Genomic DNA, 18,513 nt, shown 5'->3' on the forward strand with positions numbered 1-18,513 from the left:
GATGACTCCGTGCGCTCACAGTGAGCCCTCCTTCCTCGCGTGAGCGGAGGGACGCGGAGAGTTGCGTACGCCCATAATCGAGCTGTGCTTCGGGGGCCGTTGATACGGGCGCGTGCGCGTCGGCGCCTCCTCCGCCACGCCCTCTTCGCCGGCGTCGGAGCGGGGTCGACCGGTCTCGCCGGGTGGATGGTGGTGGGCGGGAAGGCCGATCACCTGGCCACGGTGGCAGGGTTCTTCGTGGGCATCGCCTCGCTGCTGCTGGCCCTCGCGGACTTCTTCCGCCAGGAGCCGGCGGCGCCCGATCCGGTGGAGTACGCGGACGACCTCGCCAGGACGCTCAGGGCGCAGTGGCTGGACGAAGCGGAGGCCAGGCGACTGCGCGACCCCCGGGTACTGCCGCTCGCCTGGACGACGACGGACCGGGAGGTCGCCGACGAGCTGGGCACGGGTGCCCCCGGGCCGACGGGCGGCCGGGTGGTGCGGGTCCGTCTCGACGGCCGCCTCGCCGGGCGATTCGAGCACGTCACCGCCCAACTCGCCGAAGGATACGGCCAGTTGGCGCAGGGCAGACTGGTCGTCATCGGTGAGCCCGGAGCGGGCAAGACCGTGCTCGCGATGCTGCTGACGCTGGGCCTCCTGCAAGCCCGCGCGCCTGGCACACCCGTCCCCGTGCTGCTCCCGGTCTCCTCCTGGGACCCCCTGCGGGAGCGCCTGGACGACTGGATCGTGCGCTCCCTCGCCGTCCCGTACTACAGCGGCCGTCAGGAGATCCCGCGCACCCTCCTGGCCCACGGCCTGCTGCTCCCCGTACTCGACGGGCTCGACGAGATCCCCGAGTCCGCGCGGCGCGGCGCGATCCGTGGCATCAACCACGCCATCGGCGGTGAGCGGCCCGTCGTCGTCACCTGCCGCGCCGTGGAATACGAGGAACTCATCCGCGGCGGCGCTCCCAGGCTGCGCCGGGCGCCGGTGGTGGAAGTACTGCCGGTACCGCCCGCGGACGTCATCTCGTATCTGCGGGACACACAGTGGCCGGAAGGGGTGGTGTGGGACGGGGTTTTCGCCCGCCTGCACGCCGAGCCGGACGGCCCGCTGGCGGAGGCTCTGGCCACACCGCTGATGGTGACGACGGCCCGCCTCGTGTACCAGCGTGGTGGCACGGACGGCGGGGATCCGGCTGAGCTCCTCGACCGAGGCCGGTTCGACTGCCGGTACGCGGTCGAGGACCACCTCACCCACCAGGTGGTGGACGCGGCGTACGCCCCGGACCCGAGGCTGCCCGAGGGTGCGGCGGTACGGCGGCGCTGGCGACCCGAACAGGCGCGGCGCTGGCTGACCTTCCTCGCCGGCTATCTCCATGACCACCGGGAACGTGATCTGGCCTGGTGGATGATGGGTGGGCGGCTCCTGCCGACCTGGGTCGGACCGGTCACCGGTCTCCTGCTGGGGCTCGTACTCGCCTTCGGGGCCTCGGTGTGGGTCGCCGCGACGGAGGGGTTCGACGGTTCCCAGGCGTTCAGTGACGTGGCCGGCCTGACACTGGCGGTCGGCGCGGGCTTCGCGCTGTTCGGTTCCATCGTCTGGTACATGGTGGGAGATCCGCTGCCCGGGCGCCTGTCCTGGTCGCTGCGCGGCTCGGCGGGGCGGCTGCGACGAGGGTTCCGCAACGGTGTCGTGCTGTGCCTGGCCTTCATCGGCCCGGTGGCCACGGCCATCACCCTCGTCACCATCCTCGGTACCACGCTGGGGCCGGGGACACTGCAGAGCGCCGAGGCGGTCGCCATATTGGTCATGGTCTGCCTCGCACTGAGTGTCGTCATGGGGCTCTCTCTCGCCGCGCACAACTGGCTGAACGCGCCGCCGTCCAGGGCCACCCAGGTGAGCCCCGCGAAATCCCTGGCGCAGGACCGGCGTTCGGCGCTGGCCGGAGCGCTGGTGGCCGGCCTGGTCATGGGCGCGACGGCGCTGCCCGGGTTTCAAGTGGGGCTGCTCGGCGGCGGCCTGGTGTTCCGCTGGGTCAACGGCTGGCCGGGCTGGCCGAGAGACGGTGAGGCCCAGGAATTCGCCGCGGCCGACTGGCGGCGGTCGGGTCAGCAGTACGCCCTGGAGACGTTCGGCTTCGGTGTGCCGTACCTGTTGCCCGCGACGCTCTTCGCCCTCCTCGTCCTGCTGTCCCGCGCATGGCCCCGCTTCCTCCTGACCCGGATCTGGCTCGCGGCCAGCGGCAGGCTGCCATGGCGGCTGATGGCCTTCCTCGCGGACGCCCGGCGCCGGGAGATCCTCCGGCAGTCGGGCGGCGCCTACCAGTTCCGCCACATCCGCCTCCAGGAGGCACTCGCGGGCCGACCGACGTACGAGGAACCCCGGCCGACGTCGCCACGTCGGCCGGAGCCGGCGGTCGTACGGCGTCGCGTGGTGCTGGCGGCGGGGGCGGCGGCCGCGGTTGCCGGGACGGGGGCGGTGGTCCGGCATCACCGGGACGAGAGCGTGGTGACGTTTTCGGGGCCTGCGGAGGCCTATGTGGCCGCGGTGGTGTTCCGGCCGAGGACGAGCGAGGTGTTCTGGGGGGACTTGGACGGCAGCGTCTGGTGGGGCAGCCGGCTCGGGGGACAGCACTTGCTGCTCGAACCGCCGCCCCCGGTTCGGGACAGCGACGAGTACTTCATGGACCAGGGCAGCGAATCCATGGCCTTCCATCCAGTCGGCGGATTCCTCGCCGTCAGGAGCCCGAAGGGGCTGCGGGTCTGGGACGTGCGAGGACGATCACCGCGGCTGTCGCACGCCGAGGCCTTGGTCTACTCGCCCTTTTCTCTCGTGTTCAGCCGGAACGGGGACTACCTTGCCGGTCCCGTTTTCCGCGACGAGGACGACTCCGAGGTCAGGTTCTTCCTGAGACGCGTCGACGCCGAAGGCCGGCTTGAGCGGACCGAGCACCGGAAGGACTGGGAACGGATGCCGGCCCGAGCCGCCGCCTTCCTCTCCGGGGGCGACTTGGCCGTCCTCGACTGGGAACGCGTCAGGGGGCACCCGGTTCCAGGATTCTCGGAGGCCCGGAACCTCTTCCAACCTGCTGGGAAGGGGCTCGAAAACACGGACGCCGCCATGATCGCCAACCTTCAGGGTGACTGCCTGCTGGTGTGGAGTGAGCGGGGCGGCGAGCTGCGGCGGCTCGGAGCCGAGGGACGGTGGGCGCCCCTCGCGATGTTCCCCGGCATGCACAGCGCCGCGCTCCATCCGACGGCATCCGTGCTCGCCTACGGTCCGCTGGTGGAGGACACCCTCAGTGCGGGGGCCGACGGGACGGTCGAGCTGTGGTCGATCTCGGCGAGACCGGCGCGACTGAAAACCCTCCACGGACACATGGCCGCGGTCACCTCCATGGACTTCAGCTCGGACGGCCGCTGGTTGGCCACCGGCAGTGCTGACGGGACCGTTCGCGTGTGGGATGTCAGTGACCTGTCGTGACTTCGACGTGGCGGGGAGCGGCGGGGAGCGGCTGGGCGCGACTGGAGCGAACGGGAGTTCATGGGCTGTGAGGCGGGTCAGCGCCCCTTCCGCAGCAGCCCGTCCACTACCGCCTCCAACTGCTCGGCGATGTCGTAACGCCCCTTGATCTCCTCCCAGTTCGCCGCCAACGCGGTCATGCGCGGCAGCGCCACCGCGTCCTCCTCCGTGAGGAGAGCCGGGAAGAACGGCCGGCGTTCGGGGTCGGCGGAGCGGCGGGCGTCGGCTCGCTGGAAGACCAGGGCGCCGTAGACGACGTACCAGATGGTGCGGTAGGCGTGCAGGGCCTGGGTGGGAGTCAGGCCGCAGGACATGGCCGAGGCGATGATCTCCTCAGGCATCCACAGCGCGTCCTTGTCGGTGAGGTCGCCGAGGCTCAGTACGTCGATGACCCAGACCACCTCGCTGAGGATCGCGTGCATGTGGACGGCGGTCGTGAGGATGCGCTCGCGGGGGTCGGCGGGCAGCGGCGGGCGCGGGAACGCCGCCGCCATGCCCCGCAGGGTGAGCAGGAGCAGCTCGTCCTTGTCGCGTACGTGGTTGTAGAGCGCCATCGGTGTGGCGCCGACCTCCTTCGCCACCCGGCGCATGCTGACCGCCTCGACGCCCTCCTCCTGGATGATCCGCCGGGCCGCGTCGACTATCTGCTCCGCCGCGATGCGGGGCGGGCGGCCGCGCTTACGACTCTCCGAGTTCGCTGTCTGTGGTGCCACGGGAGGCATTGTCTCGTGGTCATGTCGGTCGGGTCGGGCCCTGGTTATTTTATGTACGCGTATATTAATCTGCTTGGCATGGTGGATACCGTCAACTCATCGAAGCCGGGCGCCCGTTGGTTACTGCCGGTGCTGCTCGCCGTGCAGTTCCTCGTCTCCCTCGACATGTCCGTCGTCAACGTCGCCCTGCCCGACATCGGCGGCGGGCTCGGGTTCGACGCCGAGTCGTTGGCCTGGGTCGTCAATGCCTACGCCCTCACCTTCGGCGGGCTGCTCATGCTCGGCGGGCGGCTCGCCGACGTCGCCGGGCGGCGGCGGGTGCTCGTGGTCGGCTTCGTCGTCTTCGGGGTCGCGAGCCTCGTCGGCGGACTCGCCCAGGCGCCGTGGCAGTTGGTCGCGGCACGGGCGGTGCAGGGGATGGGCGCGGCCCTGCTGTCGCCGGTCGCGCTCGCCCTGATCACCGTCAACTTCCCGGCGGGGGGCGCCCGTTCGCGGGCCCTCGGGCTCTGGGGCGCCGCCGGTGCGGCCGGCGGGGCGGTCGGGGTGCTCGCCGGCGGGCTGCTCACCGACTGGTTCGGCTGGCGGGCCGTCATGCTGGTCAACGTGCCGGTCGTGGTCGCCGTCCTGGCCCTCGTACGGCCCGGTGTACCCGCCGATGACCGGCGGGGGAGCGGGAGCCGACCGCGGCTCGACGCCCTCGGTGCGCTCCTCGTCACCGCCGGAACCTCGCTGCTCGTCCTCGGGCTGGTGCGGACCGAGACCCACGGCTGGACGGCCTGGCAGACCGGCGGGGTGCTGGGCGCGGGCGTCGTCCTGCTGGCGGTCTTCGCCGTGGTGGAGACGCGCGTACGGCAGCCACTGCTGAGGCTCGGGATCCTGGCCCAGGGGCCGGTGCTCGCGGCGAACGTCTTCGCGCTGCTGATGTCGGCCGGCCAGTTCGCCGCCTTCTACTTCACCTCCCTCTACATGCAGCAGGTGCTGGGGTACGGTCCCACCGCCGCCGGAAGTGCCTTCCTGCCGTTCTGCGTCGGGGTCGTGGTCGGATCGGTGATCGCCGCGCGCACCGTCGGGCGGGTCGGGTCCGGGGTGTTGCTGCTGGTCGGTGGGCTGCTCGGGGCGGCCGGGATCGCGTGGTTCGCGGCGGCGGTGGCGGTGGACGGCGGGTTCCTGCTCTCCGTCCTCGGGCCGTCGGCGGTCGCCTCGGTCGGCATCGGCATGTGCTTCGTACCGCTGGGCACGGCGGCCACGGAAGGGGTCGCGCCGCACGAGACGGGGATGGCGTCCGGGCTCCTCAACAGTTCGCGGCAGGTGGGCGGGGCGGTGGGGCTCGGGGTGCTGGTGACGGTGGCGGCGAGTGCCGGCGGGGACGGGGCCCAGGGACTCGTCGACGGGTACGCAGCGGCGTACTGGGTGGCGGCGGGGCTGCTCGCCGCAGCCGCCCTGGCCGCCGGTGCCTTGCATGGGAAGGGGGCCCTGCCTGCGGAAACGCCCGCCGGAGAAAAAGATTCAAAGAATCCCGGCGAGCGTGTCGATCCGGGTGTCTCCCGTTCGACGCACAGGTGAGAGGCCGGGAAGGACCGGCCCATCCGATCCGACCCGAGGAGTCACCATGCCCCGCTATCTGTCGCTCGTGCAGATCGACGAGAACACCATGCCCGCCGAGGGCCCCAGCCCCGAGCTGATGCAGCGCATGGGCGAGCTGATCGAGGAGGTCACCAAGGCCGGCGTCATGCTCGACACCGCCGGGCTGACCCCGTCCGCGCAGGGCACCCGCGTGCGCTGGGAGGGCGGCAGCATCTCCGTCACCGACGGGCCCTTCACCGAGGCCAAGGAGGTCGTCGGCGGCTACGCGATCATGCAGTGCAAGGACAAGGCCGAGGCGCTGGAGTGGACCAAGCGGTTCCTGAAGGTGCACGAGGAGTTCTGGACGGTGACCTGCGAGGTGCGGGAGATCGCGGAGGGCTGAGCCTTCCTTTGCCCGGGGCCGCGTGGGGTGTTCGATGGTGGGTTGTGGAACCACAGCCCACCGCCGACCCGCGCGGTACCGTCGAAACCGTCTTCCGTATCGAGTCCCCCCGCATCATCGCCGGCGTCGCCCGCATCGTCCGCGACATCGGCATCGCCGAGGAACTCGCCCAGGACGCACTCGTCGCCGCCCTGGAGCAGTGGCCCCGCGACGGCGTCCCCGACAACCCGGGCGCCTGGCTCATGGCCACCGCCCGGCACCGCGCCGTCGACCTGATCCGCCGCCGCGAGAACTACGCCCGCAAGCTGGCGGAGATCGGGCGGGATCTGGAGACGACGGCCCCGCCCGAGGAGCCCGCCGACCCCGACGACATCGACGACGACCTGCTGAGGCTCGTCTTCACGGCGTGCCACCCGGTGCTGTCTCCCGACGCGCGCATCGCCCTCACCCTCCGCCTTCTCGGTGGCCTGACGACACCGGAGATCGCCCGCGCGTTCCTGGTCCCGGAGCCGACGATCGCCCAGCGCATCGTCCGCGCCAAGCGCACGCTCGCCACGAGGAACGTCGCCTTCGAGGTCCCCTGCGGCCCCGACCGCGAGGCCCGCCTCGGCTCCGTCCTCGACGTCATCTACCTGATCTTCAACGAGGGCTACGCCGCCACGGCCGGCGACGACTGGCTGCGCCCCGCCCTGTGCGAGGACGCGCTGCGCCTGGCCCGCGTGCTGTCGGCACTGATGCCGAAGGAGCCGGAGGTGCACGGCCTGACCGCCCTTCTCGAATTCCAGACGTCGCGTGCGGCAGCCCGCACCGGCCCCGCCGGCGAACCGATCCTGCTCAAGGACCAGAACCGCCGCCGCTGGAACCGCATGCTCATCGCCCGCGGCATCAAGGCGCTGGGCCGTGCCGATGCCGCCGCCACGGGTGCCCCGGGCCCGTACGCCCTCCAGGCCGCGATCGCCGCGTGCCACGCGCACGCGTACACGTACGAGGAGACGGACTGGAAGACCATCGCCACCCTGTACGGCCTGCTGTCCGCCCGATCCCCTTCCCCCGTGGTCGAGTTGAACCGCGCGGTCGCCGTGTCGATGGCGGACGGCCCGGAACCCGCCCTGGAGATCGTCGACGCGATCGCCACCGAACCGGCCCTGCGGGAGTACCACTTGCTGCCGAGCGTGCGCGGCGACCTGCTGCTGCGTCTCGGCCGTACGGCGCAGGCGCGCGCGGAGTTCGAGCGGGCGGCGGGGCTGACCCGCAACGAGCGGGAGCGGGAGATGCTGCTGCGCCGGGCGGCAGAGGTCTCCTAGGCCCTGTCGTCAAATTCCCGCCTGCTGCGCTCCGGGCGGACGACGGGAATTTGACGACAGGGCCTAGGGCGAAAAGGCCGCCTGTGTCAGTGGCCGCTGCCAGAATCGACTGGCGGTCAGGAAACGGGGCACGGGGGGTTCGGTGCTGAGTGCGGTCGTCGCGGCGGGCTCCGGCACGCCGATCATCAACACGCCGGTCGTCACCGCGGGCGGGGCGGTCATTGCCGCGCTGGTGGCGGGCGCATTCGCGATCTGGCAGACACGCCGTAACAGGAGGCTGGAGCGGGAGAAGATCGAGCTCCAGGAGGCCGCCAACAGGCGGTTGAAGGAGCACGAGTGGGAGCGCGAGGACCGCGCACGCGCCCAGGAGGAGGAACAGGAACAGGCCCGGGCCGCCGACCAGTCGGCCGCTCGCCGCAGCAGCCTCGTCACCGAGGCGGACACCTACTGCGCGCGGCTCGCGCAGGAGCTGTCGACGTTGAAGATCCTGGACATGTCCCGGCCGCTGCGCCTGGACCGTCTCTACGTCCAGGTCCGGGTCCAGGAGCAGCAGCCCCTCAGGTTCGTGCGTGAGGAGGAACTCGGCGAGCGGGACCGCAATCGTGCGGGCGACGGCACGCGCAGGGAATCCCTGGCCACCGACACGGCCACCTCGTCGTCCCACACCTACGCCCCGATCGACGCACTCCAGCGCTACCAGCGCATCGTCGTCGTCGGTGACCCGGGCGCCGGCAAGACGACGATGCTCCGCCACCTGGCCCTGCGCATGGCCAGCCAGTCGGAGGGCGAGGCGCTCCCCGAACTCCCCGCGTACATCGAGCTGTTCCGCTTCGTCGAGAGCGGCCACGACTCGCTGCTCGACTACGTCGCCGAGCACTGGGCCGACCAGTACGGCTTCGCGGACGCCAGGGAGTACGTGGCGGAGAAACTGGCCGACGGCACCGCGGCCCTGCTGCTCGACGGCCTGGACGAGGTCCTGGGCGGGGAGAGCGCGGAGGACGCGGCCGGGGCGTACGGCCGCGTCACCGACGAGATCGCCCGCCTTGCGACCCGCTTCCCGAGGGCACTGATCGCCACCACCTGCCGTCGGCACGGCTGGCAGGGCGGACTGCAGCAGTTCCAGGTCCTGGAGGCGCTGGACTTCGAGTGGGCGCAGATCGAGACCTTCATCGCCAACTGGTTCGGGGAGCGCGACCGGCGTCGCAGCGGCCTGGTCCGCGCCCTGTCCGGCAACGGCCGCCTCCAGACGCTGGCCGCCAACCCCCTGCTGCTGAGCCTGATCGCCATCGTCTACGAGCGTGACCTGGAGCTTCCCGAGCGGCGGGCGGCACTCTACCGGCGCTGCGTCGAGGTCCTGCTCCGCGAGTGGGACGCGCACCGCAAGGTCACCCGCTACAGCCGCTTCACGACTGACCGCAAACAGGACCTGCTCAAGCAGATCGCCTGGCACTACCACCAGCGTGGCCGGCGCTACTTCCCCGAGGACGATCTGCTGGGCCTGATCGGGGACTTCCTGCCGACCATCGACCTGCCCCGCACGGACAGCCGGGCGATCCTCGACGAGATCGCCGCCCAGTACGGCCTGCTCAAGGCGCAGGCCCACGGCTGGTACGGCTTCCTGCACCTGACCCTGCAGGAGCACTTCGCGGCCACAGCGCTGCTGGAGCAGGGGGCGGCCGGGATCGAGCGGGCGGTGGCGTCACGGTACGACCCGTGGTGGGAGGAGGTGATCCTGTTGCTGGCCGGGGCGTTGCCGGACGCGACGCCGTTGTTGTCGGGGGTGCTGCAGCCGGAGGGGCGCGAGGCGGACGCCGAACTGCTGCACCTGCCGCACGACGATCTGTTCCACACCGATCTGCTGCTGGCGGCGAGGTGTCTGACGGGCAGCCCGCGGGTGGCCGATGTGGCACTGCGACGGCAGATCGTCCGGACCGTGTGGCAACTGCTGGAGTCGTCGCCGTACGAGGAGGAGCGGTTGCGGGCGGCCCAGGCGATCGTGGGAGTGCTGGGCTCGGAGCAGCAGTTGAGCGAGGTCGTCGGCTACATCGGCGACGACCAGAAGGGGCCGGACGTGCGAGCGGCACTCGTCGACGCGCTGGCGGGGCACGGCGGCCGGAAGGTGGGGGAGCGGCTGCTGGGGGTGTTCACCTTGCAGCCGGCCCTGTCGGGCCGCGTGCGGGGGCACCTCATCAAGGCCCTCGGCACACTGCACGTGGAGGCCGCCGTTCCCGTACTGCTCCAGGAGTTGACGGACCTCATGGCCGGTCCGAATCCGACCGGCTCCGAAGAGATCGAGCACGTCTGCACGCTCGTCCGCGCACTCGGCGCCGCGGGAGGGCCCGCCGACGTCCTCCTCCGGGCGGTCGTCGAGAAGTTCGGCGGATGGCAGGCCCGACAGGCGGTACGCGACTCCCTCCCTGACGTCGGGGACTCCGACACGGAGGAGCGGTTGCTGGAGCTCCTGACACGGGACGACGACTGGTACTTCGAACGCCAGACCCTGGCCGAGGTCTATCTGGACATCGCCGGTGACCGAGGGGCAGGGGCGCTGCTCGACCTGATCCGGTCGGACCAGGTGACGGAGTTCCAGAAGATGCCGATGATGGCCGCGCTCGTGGTGTTCGCCGGTCAGGGGCACGGCTGGGCGCACCGTGACGCTCTGCTCGCGGTCGCCGGTGACACTGCCGCGGCATGGCAGCTGCGCTGGCTGGCCTTGGAATGCCTCGACCACAGCCCGGGCTCCACCGCGGAGCTGCAAGCGCTCCTCGACAGCCCGGACCCGCACATCTGTGCGGCGGCCGCGGCCACCTCGGCGGCCTGGGGCACACCGCTCCGGCTCCACACCGTCCGTCGTGCGATCCTGAGCGGCGCCTTCTCCCCGGACCTGGACTACGAGCGCGGCCGGTCGCATTCCTGGGCCTGGAGAGGCCGGATCTCCCGCCGTCTCGGCACGACGCTGTCCCCCTATGGAGACTTCGGTGTCGTACAGCACTTCTTCGACCGGGCCGCCACGGGCCGCGGGGGATTCCATGACGGGCACGCTGCGTACTGGCTGGAGGCCTTCGCTCCAGAAGCCGCGATGGATGCCTGTCTTCTCCGGCTGAGAGAGGATACTCAGGCCCTCGAAGGGTCGTTTCCTCCCAAGGTTCCACGCTCGCGCGCGCATGCCGTCCTGCGCTACGGCCTGGACAATCTGGAGGCCGGCTCCCCAGTGGCCGCGGACACCTACGAGGCACTCCTGAGGTCAGTGGCCGGGGTCGCGGACGACGCCGAGACCGTCGCCGGGCTGCTGCGGTTCATCGATCCGGCGCTGGAGCCGCCGTTCCCCCACGACGCGGCCCACTCCGCCGCCTACGCCGTCAGCCGCCGCGCCAGAGTCCGAGTCCTCCCCGACCACACGATCGTCCCGCTCCCCTCGGCCGGCTAGGCCGGCCGCCCGACGAGCATCGTCGGCGCGCCCGCCACCCGCGTCAGAAACACGGTCGCCGAGTTGGGCCCCTGCGGCTTGACCTTCTTGCGCAGTTCCTCCGGCTCGACCGCCGACCCGCGCTTCTTCACCGTCAGCGTGCCGACCTCCCGCTCACGCAGCAGGGCCTTCAACTTCTTGACGTTGAAGGGCAGTTGGTCGGTGATCTCGTACGCCGTGGCATACGGCGTCGCGCGCAACTCGTCCGCGGTGATGTACGCGATGGTCGCGTCGAGCAGCCCGCCGTTCAGCTGGTCCGCCACCTCGGCGACCAGATGCGCCCGGATGGCGGCACCGTCGGGCTCGTACAAGTACCGCCCGACGGAGCGGACTTCGGGGTCGGGCAGCCCCCGGGAGAGCAGCGAACGCGGCCCCGGCAGCAGCGTGGCCCGGACCGCCCCGGCCTCCGTACCGAACCACAGCACCGCTTCCTTCACATCCCCACCGTCCGAGATCCACTCCGCCTCGGCCTCGCCCGGAACGGCCTCGTGCGGAATGCCGGGCGCGATCTTCAGCGCGGCGTGGGGAGCCTTGCGGGCGGCATCGAGGGCCCAGGACAGCGGGGGCGAGTACGCCTCGGGGTCGAAGATCCTCCCGCGACCGCCCCGGCGGGCGGGGTCGACGAACACGGCGTCGTAGCCGTTCGTGTCCACCTCGGTGACGTCGGCCTCCCGTACCTCGATGAGGTCGGCAAGGCCGAGACCCTCCGCATTCGCCCGGGCCACCGCCACCGTCACCGGATCCCGGTCCACCGCCAGCACCCGGATCCCGGCCCGGGCCAGCGCGATCGCGTCGCCCCCGATCCCGCAGCACAGGTCGGCGACCGACCCGACCTCGAGTTCCTTCATCCGCCCGGCCCGGTACGACGCGACACTCGCCCGCGTCGACTGCTCGACCCCGTTCGGCGTGAAGAACATCCGCCCCGCGTCCGCCGCCCCGAACTTCGCCACCGCCCGCTGACGCAGCCGTGCCTGTCCGAGCGCCGCCGACACCAGCTCGGCGGGGTGCTCGCGGCGCAGCCGGGTGGCGACGGCGAGTTCGTCGGCGGGGTCGGTGTCGCGTACGGCGTCGAGGAGGGCGCGGCCCGCGGGGGTGAGGAGGCGGGAGAAGGAGGCGAGGTCGTTCACCGGGTCATTGTCGGCCAGTCGGTGGATGGTCCGCTTCCGGCGGCGGTGTCGGCCGATCTTCGGGGCGGGTGCCTGCGAGGATCCGGCTCCATGCGAGTAGTACGACAAAATGACAAAAGTCGCCGCAATGGGGTAGCCGCGGGGCGCGGTCATCGGGCAGCCGGGCGGGTCGGGCGGGCAGTCGGGCGTTCGCGGATCCGCGGCGGAATCGCCGCGCTCACCGTCGCCGCCATCGCCTCGGGGTGTGCGCAGGGTGGCGGAGGCGGGGGCGGACAGGGCGGCGGAGGCGGACATGAGGCCGTACGCCCCACGCCGAGCCGGCAGCCCCTCAAGGCCCCGCCCCCGGGCGGAACCTCGGACGCGCCTGCCGAAGACCCGCACGCCAGGCACCCGCAGGGCAAGGACCCGCAAGCCAAGAAGTTCCGGTCCGCCCAGGCCGCCCGCGCCGCCCGGGTCGCCGCCGCGAGGCGCTGGCGCCTGGCGCGAGTCCCGCTCACGCCCCCGCCGCCACCCGCCAGGAAGCCGGAGATCACCACCCGCGACGGCTTCGAGGTCGACGGGCACGAGGAACTCGGCCTTCCGCCGGTCTTCACGACCGTCCCCACCAAGCAGAGGGTCGTCTTCCTCACCATCGACGACGGCGCCGAGAAGGACCCGGCGTTCCTGCGGATGATGAGTGAGCTGCAGGTGCCGTACACCGCCTTCCTCAGCGACTACCTGATCAAGGAGGACTACGGCTACTTCAAACGGATGCAGCGCGGCGGCGTGGTCCTGAACAACCACACCCTCCACCACCCCTACCTCCCGGCCCTCTCCTACTACCGCCAGAGGCATGAGATCTGCGGCATGCAGGAGGTGATCGAGAGGCGCTACGGCAAGCGCCCGCTGCTCTTCCGCCCGCCCTTCGGCAACTACAACAGGAACAGCCTGCGCGCCGCGAAGTCCTGCGGCATCGAGTACGTCCCCCTGTGGAACGAGGAGGTCTTCGTCGACCGCTGGGACTACCGCGAGTGGGACCGGAAGATCCGCCCGGGTGACATCGTCCTCAGTCACTTCCGGGGCAGGGACGACTGGAAGGGCACAATGCCCGACATGATCCGCCGATTCCTGAACAAAGTGACGGCCGAGGGGTACGCGGTGGCCCGGCTGGAGGACTACCTGTGAGGCCGGCGCCGGCACCGATGCCGGCGCCCGAGCCGGGGCTTCTCACAGCCGTACGTGCTCTGTCGGCCGTACGTGGTCTGTCGGCCGTACGTGCTCTGGCAGCTGTCGTCCTGGCGTCCGTCGTGCTCGCCGGTTGCGCCCAGCCGTCCGGGTCGGTCGAGCCCGGCGGAGGTCCCGGCGGGAGGGTGGTGCAAGGGGCGCGGTCGGCGAAAGGCCCGACGCCCTCGGCACAGCCGTACCGCCGATGGGGGCTCACCGCCCCGTTGCCCGCGCCCCCGTCCCCGCCCGCCCAGCGGCAGGTGTCGCCCGGGGGTGATCGGCCGTCCGGGGGCGATCTGCTGCCCGTCGTCGACCGCATCCTCACCCGCGACCAGGTCGTGTTCCTCACCTACGACGACGGCGCCGAGAAGGACCCCCGCTTCGTCGACATGGTCCGTGAGCTACGGCTGCCCGTCAGCATGTTCCTCACGGACAGCGTGGTCGGCCCGGGCTACGGCCACTTCGCCCGCCTGCGGTCGGTGGGTGCGTCGATGCAGAACCACACCCTGGACCACGCCGCCCTGCGCGGTCTGCCGTACGCCGGCCAGCGCGCCGAGATCTGCGGCCAGCAGAACAAACTCCGGGCCCGCTTCGGCATCCGGCCCCGGCTCTTCCGGCCCCCCTACGGCACGTACGACACCACCACGCTCCGCGCTGCAGCCGACTGCGGCGTGACGGCGGTGGTGCTGTGGCGGGCGGCGATGGAGGGCGACGGCGAGCTGACGTATGCGAAGGGGCCCCGCCGGCTGCGCGCCGGCGACATCGTCTCCGTCCCTTCGGGTGAACCGACCGGTCTGAGCCTGAGGGAGCGGACGACGAGGCTGCTGCGGGGGATCCAGGGGAGGGGGCTGACGGTGGGCCGTTTGGAGGACTACGTCTGACGGAACTTCCGGCGCCGGTTCGCATATCTCGGCCCGCTCACGGCAACGCCACGTGACCAGGAACGCGGCTCAGTCAGCGCAGCGAATTAGCAGTCCGCTTGACCGAGTGCTAATCGCGGTCATAGTCTCGGCTCTGGCACTCCCCACTGGAGAGTGCCAACTACGCGACGGGCAGGTCCGGCACCCGCGACGACGGATCCACCTGGTCGCCACCTCAGACAGTTAACCCCGTGAGATCTCCGAAGGGGGAGGTCGGATCGTGACGACCACCAGCTCCAAGGTTGCCATCAAGCCGCTTGAGGACCGCATCGTGGTCCAGCCGCTCGACGCGGAGCAGACCACCGCCTCTGGCCTGGTCATCCCGGACACCGCCAAGGAGAAGCCCCAGGAGGGCGTCGTCCTGGCCGTGGGCCCGGGCCGCTTCGAGAACGGCGAGCGCCTGCCGCTCGACGTCAAGACCGGCGACATCGTGCTGTACAGCAAGTACGGCGGCACCGAGGTGAAGTACAACGGCGAGGAGTACCTCGTCCTCTCGGCTCGCGACGTGCTCGCGATCATCGAGAAGTAGTTCACTCCGAAGCACATTTTGCTTCCAGCTGCGCCCCTGGCCCCCGCGACCACTTAAAGAAGCCGGGCGCCCGGGGCGCAGTGCCTTTTTCACCCACATTCCGAGAGGGCTCCCGCTGTCATGGCGAAGATCCTGAAGTTCGACGAGGACGCCCGTCGCGCCCTCGAGCGCGGCGTCAACAAGCTGGCCGACACGGTCAAGGTGACGATCGGCCCCAAGGGCCGCAACGTCGTCATCGACAAGAAGTTCGGCGCGCCCACCATCACCAACGACGGCGTCACCATCGCCCGTGAGGTCGAGGTCGAGGACCCGTACGAGAACCTCGGCGCCCAGCTGGTGAAGGAGGTGGCGACCAAGACCAACGACATCGCGGGCGACGGTACGACCACCGCCACCGTGCTCGCCCAGGCGCTGGTGCGCGAGGGCCTGAAGAACGTGGCCGCGGGCGCCTCCCCGGCCGTCCTCAAGAAGGGCATCGACGCCGCGGTCAAGGCCGTGTCGGAGGACCTGCTCGCCTCGGCCCGCCCGATCGACGAGAAGTCCGACATCGCCGCCGTGGCCGGCCTGTCCGCCCAGGACAGCCAGGTCGGCGAGCTCATCGCCGAGGCGATGGACAAGGTCGGCAAGGACGGTGTCATCACCGTCGAGGAGTCCAACACCTTCGGTCTGGAGCTGGACTTCACCGAGGGCATGGCCTTCGACAAGGGCTACCTGTCGCCGTACTTCGTGACGGACCAGGAGCGCATGGAGGCCGTCCTCGAGGACCCGTACATCCTCATCAACCAGGGCAAGATCTCCTCCATCCAGGACCTGCTGCCGCTCCTTGAGAAGGTCATCCAGTCGGGTGCCTCCAAGCCGCTGCTGATCATCGCCGAGGACGTCGAGGGCGAGGCCCTGTCGACCCTGGTCGTGAACAAGATCCGCGGCACGTTCAACGCGGTCGCCGTCAAGGCTCCCGGGTTCGGTGACCGCCGCAAGGCGATGCTGCAGGACCTGGCGGTTCTCACCGGCGCCACGGTCATCTCGGAGGAGGTCGGCCTCAAGCTCGACCAGGCCGACCTGGACGTGCTGGGCTCCGCCCGCCGTGTCACGGTCACCAAGGACGACACGACCGTCGTCGACGGCGCCGGCAAGGCCGAGGACGTCACGGGCCGCGTCGCCCAGATCAAGGCCGAGATCGAGAACACCGACTCCGACTGGGACCGCGAGAAGCTCCAGGAGCGCCTCGCGAAGCTGGCCGGCGGCGTGTGCGTGATCAAGGTCGGCGCCGCCACCGAGGTGGAGCTGAAGGAGAAGAAGCACCGTCTGGAGGACGCCATCTCCGCGACCCGCGCCGCGGTCGAGGAGGGCATCGTCTCCGGTGGTGGCTCCGCGCTCGTCCACGCCGCCAAGGTGCTCGAGGGCGGCCTCGGCAAGACCGGCGACGAGGCCACCGGTGTCGCCGTCGTCCGCCGCGCGGTCGTCGAGCCGCTGCGCTGGATCGCCGAGAACGCCGGCCTGGAGGGCTACGTCATCACCTCCAAGGTCGCCGAGCTCGACAAGGGCCAGGGCTTCAACGCCGCCACCGGCGAGTACGGCGACCTGGTCAAGGCCGGCGTCATCGACCCGGTCAAGGTCACCCGCTCCGCCCTGGAGAACGCCGCCTCCATCGCCTCCCTCCTCCTCACGACCGAGACCCTGGTCGTCGAGAAGAAGGAAGAGGAAGAGCCGGCCGCCGCTGGTCACGGCCACGGCCACGCCCACTGAGGCACGCACCACCCGAAGAAGCCCCCCGTTGCTGTCGCATCGGGGGGCTTCTCCCTTCGCGGGCGATTCACCGGCCTTCTCGCGGCCGGGTCACTGACCGAGTACCCCCAGCTGCTCCAGCAGCCCCGCCCGGTCGTAGAGCCAGTGGCTCTCGCAGATCTTCCCGTCCCGGAACCGCTGCCAGGTCATGCCCTGCATGGCCACGTCCTGCCCGGTCGCCGGAATCCCCAGGAACTCGCCCTTGTGCCGTGCGGTCCAGGTCCACCGCGTGCACACCTGGTCGCTCTGGGCCAGCTGATCGTCGATCCGGAACGTGAAGTCGAAGGCGGCACGCCACCCCGCGTACTGCTCGCGCACCCCGTCGATGCCCTGCACGGGCTGCGGATACGACGGATCGTGATCCACGTAGTCGTCCGTGAGGTGCTCGCCGATCCCCTCCGGCTCCATCCTGCCCATGGCCTTGAAGAAGGTCTGCGCGGCCAGGACGTTCAGCTGCTCGTCCCGCACGACGTCGAGATCGGTGAACGTCGGCGTCTCGTCACAGAGCGCGACCATCTCCTGGAAGATCCGATCGGTCTCGGGAAGATTGGAGTTCCGCATCGCCTCGTCGTACGACGCGAACTCCACGATCTCGATGAAGTGCGACGAGTCCGACCGGTCCTTCCCGATGATGTCGTGCGTCGCCGTCCGCTTCCCCTTGGTCTGCTCGACCCACCTGTCCATCAGCCGGTTCATCTCGTCGAAGCGGCTGGTCCTGCAGTCGATGAGCTGTACGAAGGTCATGACGTCATCGCCTCCCGGCCCCCCTGGGTGCGACCGAACAGCACCATTCTCCCCGCCGCAGGGGCGCTGTGCCTGTCGGCGTCGGCATCATGACGCCATGCGCCGGTGAGGGAGGCGGCGATCGGTGACCGCTGGGCGGGACATGAGGGCGGCCTCCGCCGGAACCGCTCGGCACAGCCGAGTTGAACGAACCGGCCGCCATCTGGCGCGGAAAACGGTCCCGCCCGGCCGGCCGCGTCGAGGATCCGGGCGATCGGCAGACGCCCCGGCCCCTCGCCTCCGGCATGTCCTCGCCCCCGCGGCGGAACCCGCTCGCGGCCGGATCCCCGCCGCCCGGGCCGCGCAGCGCATGAGCCGCCGGCAGGTCCTGCCCGCCCTGATCCGCGTCGCGCCCCGCACTGTCCCGCCGGCCGTCGGCTTCCTGCGCCGCCGCCCGGCGGACGAGCCTGCTCCTACTGCGGCCCGTACTTCTACTGCGGCCCGTACTTCCGCCCCGTCTTCGAACTGATCCCCCCGAGCAACCCCCGAGGCACCAGCTTCGTCGCGCCCATCAGCACCTTGTACCGAGGATCCGGAATGGACAGGGACTTCCCCCGCGCCAGATCCTCCAGCGCCGCAGCCGCCACCTTGTCCGCGTCCAGCCACATCCACCCCGGAATGTTGTCCGTCCCCATCCCCGCCCGCTGATGGAACTCCGTCCGCACGAACCCCGGGCACAACGCCATCAACCGCACCCCACTGCCGGCCAGATCCCGCGCCGCCCCCTGCGTGAACTGCACGACCCACGCCTTGGACGCGCCGTACGTCCCGCGCGGCACGAAGGCCGCGACCGACGCGACGTTGACGACGCCCCCGCGCCCCCGCTCCCGCATCGCCGCCGACGCCGCCGAGGTCAGCCGCAGTACCGCCTCGCAGTGCACCTTGAGCATCATCAGCTCGTCGGCCATGGAGACGTCGAGGTAGCGGCCCTTGTTGCCGAAGCCGGCGTTGTTGATCAGCAGGTCGACGGGGTTCCTGCGGTCGCCGAGGCGGGCGGCGACGGCCTCGATGCCGCTGTCCTGTGCCAGGTCGGCCGTCAGCACCTCCGCCTCGATGCCGTGCCGGTCGTGCAGTTCGGTGGCCTGCTCCCGCAGCCGCTTGGTGTCCCGGGCCACCAGGACGAGGTCATGCCCGTCGGCCGCCAGCCGCCGCGCGAACGCGGCGCCGATGCCCGCGGTCGATCCCGTAATCAATGCCGTTGTCATGGCGCAAG

13 protein-coding genes are annotated in these 18,513 nt (G+C 71.0%); 9 read left to right on the top strand and 4 right to left on the bottom strand.

Going from position 1 to position 18,513, the window contains the following annotated elements; translation table 11 throughout:
• Positions 1-84 precede the first annotated feature (84 nt).
• Positions 85-3,465 carry an NACHT domain-containing protein gene (locus PBV52_RS29465; protein WP_274242406.1) on the top strand — a complete coding sequence of 1,127 codons (3,381 nt, stop codon included), beginning with the start codon at positions 85-87 and terminating at the stop codon, positions 3,463-3,465.
• A gap of 77 nt (positions 3,466-3,542) precedes the next feature.
• Here PBV52_RS29465 and PBV52_RS29470 read toward each other — a convergent pair whose 3' ends face one another.
• Positions 3,543-4,226, bottom strand: a complete 684-nt coding sequence (locus PBV52_RS29470) for a TetR/AcrR family transcriptional regulator (RefSeq protein ID WP_373921920.1) — start codon at positions 4,224-4,226, stop codon at positions 3,543-3,545.
• 69 nt (positions 4,227-4,295) lie between these two features.
• Here PBV52_RS29470 and PBV52_RS29475 point away from each other — a divergent pair, with 69 nt between their 5' ends.
• The 4 genes from PBV52_RS29475 to PBV52_RS29490 all read left to right on the top strand — a co-directional run bounded on the left by PBV52_RS29475 (position 4,296) and on the right by PBV52_RS29490 (position 10,914).
• Positions 4,296-5,780: an MFS transporter gene (locus tag PBV52_RS29475; RefSeq protein ID WP_274242411.1), complete on the top strand. Its 1,485-nt coding sequence runs from the start codon at positions 4,296-4,298 to the stop codon at positions 5,778-5,780.
• A gap of 46 nt (positions 5,781-5,826) precedes the next feature.
• Positions 5,827-6,183: a YciI family protein gene (locus PBV52_RS29480; protein ID WP_128433172.1), complete on the top strand. Its 357-nt coding sequence runs from the start codon at positions 5,827-5,829 to the stop codon at positions 6,181-6,183.
• 44 nt (positions 6,184-6,227) lie between these two features.
• A complete protein-coding gene (locus tag PBV52_RS29485) occupies positions 6,228-7,487 on the top strand; it encodes an RNA polymerase sigma factor (protein ID WP_274242414.1) in 1,260 nt (419 codons plus the stop codon).
• A gap of 142 nt (positions 7,488-7,629) precedes the next feature.
• Positions 7,630-10,914, top strand: a complete 3,285-nt coding sequence (locus PBV52_RS29490) for an NACHT domain-containing NTPase (protein WP_274242416.1) — start codon at positions 7,630-7,632, stop codon at positions 10,912-10,914.
• Here the strand turns inward: PBV52_RS29490 and PBV52_RS29495 are convergent.
• Positions 10,911-12,080 (bottom strand): methyltransferase domain-containing protein, encoded by a 1,170-nt coding sequence (locus tag PBV52_RS29495; RefSeq protein ID WP_373921921.1) that lies wholly within the window; start codon positions 12,078-12,080, stop codon positions 10,911-10,913. The genes PBV52_RS29490 and PBV52_RS29495 overlap by 4 nt on opposite strands.
• A 90-nt stretch (positions 12,081-12,170) precedes the next feature.
• Between PBV52_RS29495 and PBV52_RS29500 the strand changes: the two genes are divergently transcribed.
• The 4 genes from PBV52_RS29500 to groL all read left to right on the top strand — a co-directional run bounded on the left by PBV52_RS29500 (position 12,171) and on the right by groL (position 16,478).
• Entirely contained in the window at positions 12,171-13,244 is a 1,074-nt protein-coding gene (locus tag PBV52_RS29500) for a polysaccharide deacetylase family protein (RefSeq protein WP_274242419.1), read from the top strand.
• Positions 13,241-14,164, top strand: a complete 924-nt coding sequence (locus PBV52_RS29505) for a polysaccharide deacetylase family protein (protein WP_274242422.1) — start codon at positions 13,241-13,243, stop codon at positions 14,162-14,164. The genes PBV52_RS29500 and PBV52_RS29505 overlap by 4 nt, the downstream gene beginning before the upstream one ends.
• A gap of 259 nt (positions 14,165-14,423) precedes the next feature.
• Positions 14,424-14,732, top strand: coding sequence for a co-chaperone GroES (gene groES, locus PBV52_RS29510; protein WP_003998759.1), 309 nt, complete (start codon positions 14,424-14,426; stop codon positions 14,730-14,732).
• Positions 14,733-14,852: 120 nt separating this feature from the next.
• The gene (gene groL / locus PBV52_RS29515) at positions 14,853-16,478 is read left to right on the top strand and encodes a chaperonin GroEL (protein WP_274242424.1); all 1,626 of its coding nucleotides are present in this window, start codon (positions 14,853-14,855) and stop codon (positions 16,476-16,478) included.
• 90 nt (positions 16,479-16,568) lie between these two features.
• On the opposite strand, the gene PBV52_RS29520 is transcribed toward groL, so the two are convergent.
• Both PBV52_RS29520 and PBV52_RS29525 read right to left on the bottom strand, forming a co-directional pair.
• A complete protein-coding gene (locus tag PBV52_RS29520; RefSeq protein ID WP_274242425.1) occupies positions 16,569-17,261 on the bottom strand; it encodes an ester cyclase in 693 nt (230 codons plus the stop codon).
• Between the two features lie 470 nt (positions 17,262-17,731).
• A complete protein-coding gene (locus PBV52_RS29525; protein ID WP_274242426.1) occupies positions 17,732-18,505 on the bottom strand; it encodes an SDR family oxidoreductase in 774 nt (257 codons plus the stop codon).
• Between the last annotated feature and the right edge of the window lie 8 nt (positions 18,506-18,513).

Source organism: Streptomyces sp. T12, assembly GCF_028736035.1.
Taxonomy (GTDB): Bacteria; Actinomycetota; Actinomycetes; order Streptomycetales; family Streptomycetaceae; genus Streptomyces.

Coding starts and splice junctions, on each gene's coding strand:
- PBV52_RS29475 (WP_274242411.1), top strand. CDS start 4,296: ATGGTGGATACCGTCAACTCATCGAAGCCGGGCGCCCGTTGGTTACTG.
- PBV52_RS29520 (WP_274242425.1), bottom strand. CDS start 17,261: ATGACCTTCGTACAGCTCATCGACTGCAGGACCAGCCGCTTCGACGAG.
- groL (WP_274242424.1), top strand. CDS start 14,853: ATGGCGAAGATCCTGAAGTTCGACGAGGACGCCCGTCGCGCCCTCGAG.
- PBV52_RS29470 (WP_373921920.1), bottom strand. CDS start 4,226: ATGCCTCCCGTGGCACCACAGACAGCGAACTCGGAGAGTCGTAAGCGC.
- PBV52_RS29525 (WP_274242426.1), bottom strand. CDS start 18,505: ATGACAACGGCATTGATTACGGGATCGACCGCGGGCATCGGCGCCGCG.
- PBV52_RS29480 (WP_128433172.1), top strand. CDS start 5,827: ATGCCCCGCTATCTGTCGCTCGTGCAGATCGACGAGAACACCATGCCC.
- PBV52_RS29500 (WP_274242419.1), top strand. CDS start 12,171: ATGCGAGTAGTACGACAAAATGACAAAAGTCGCCGCAATGGGGTAGCC.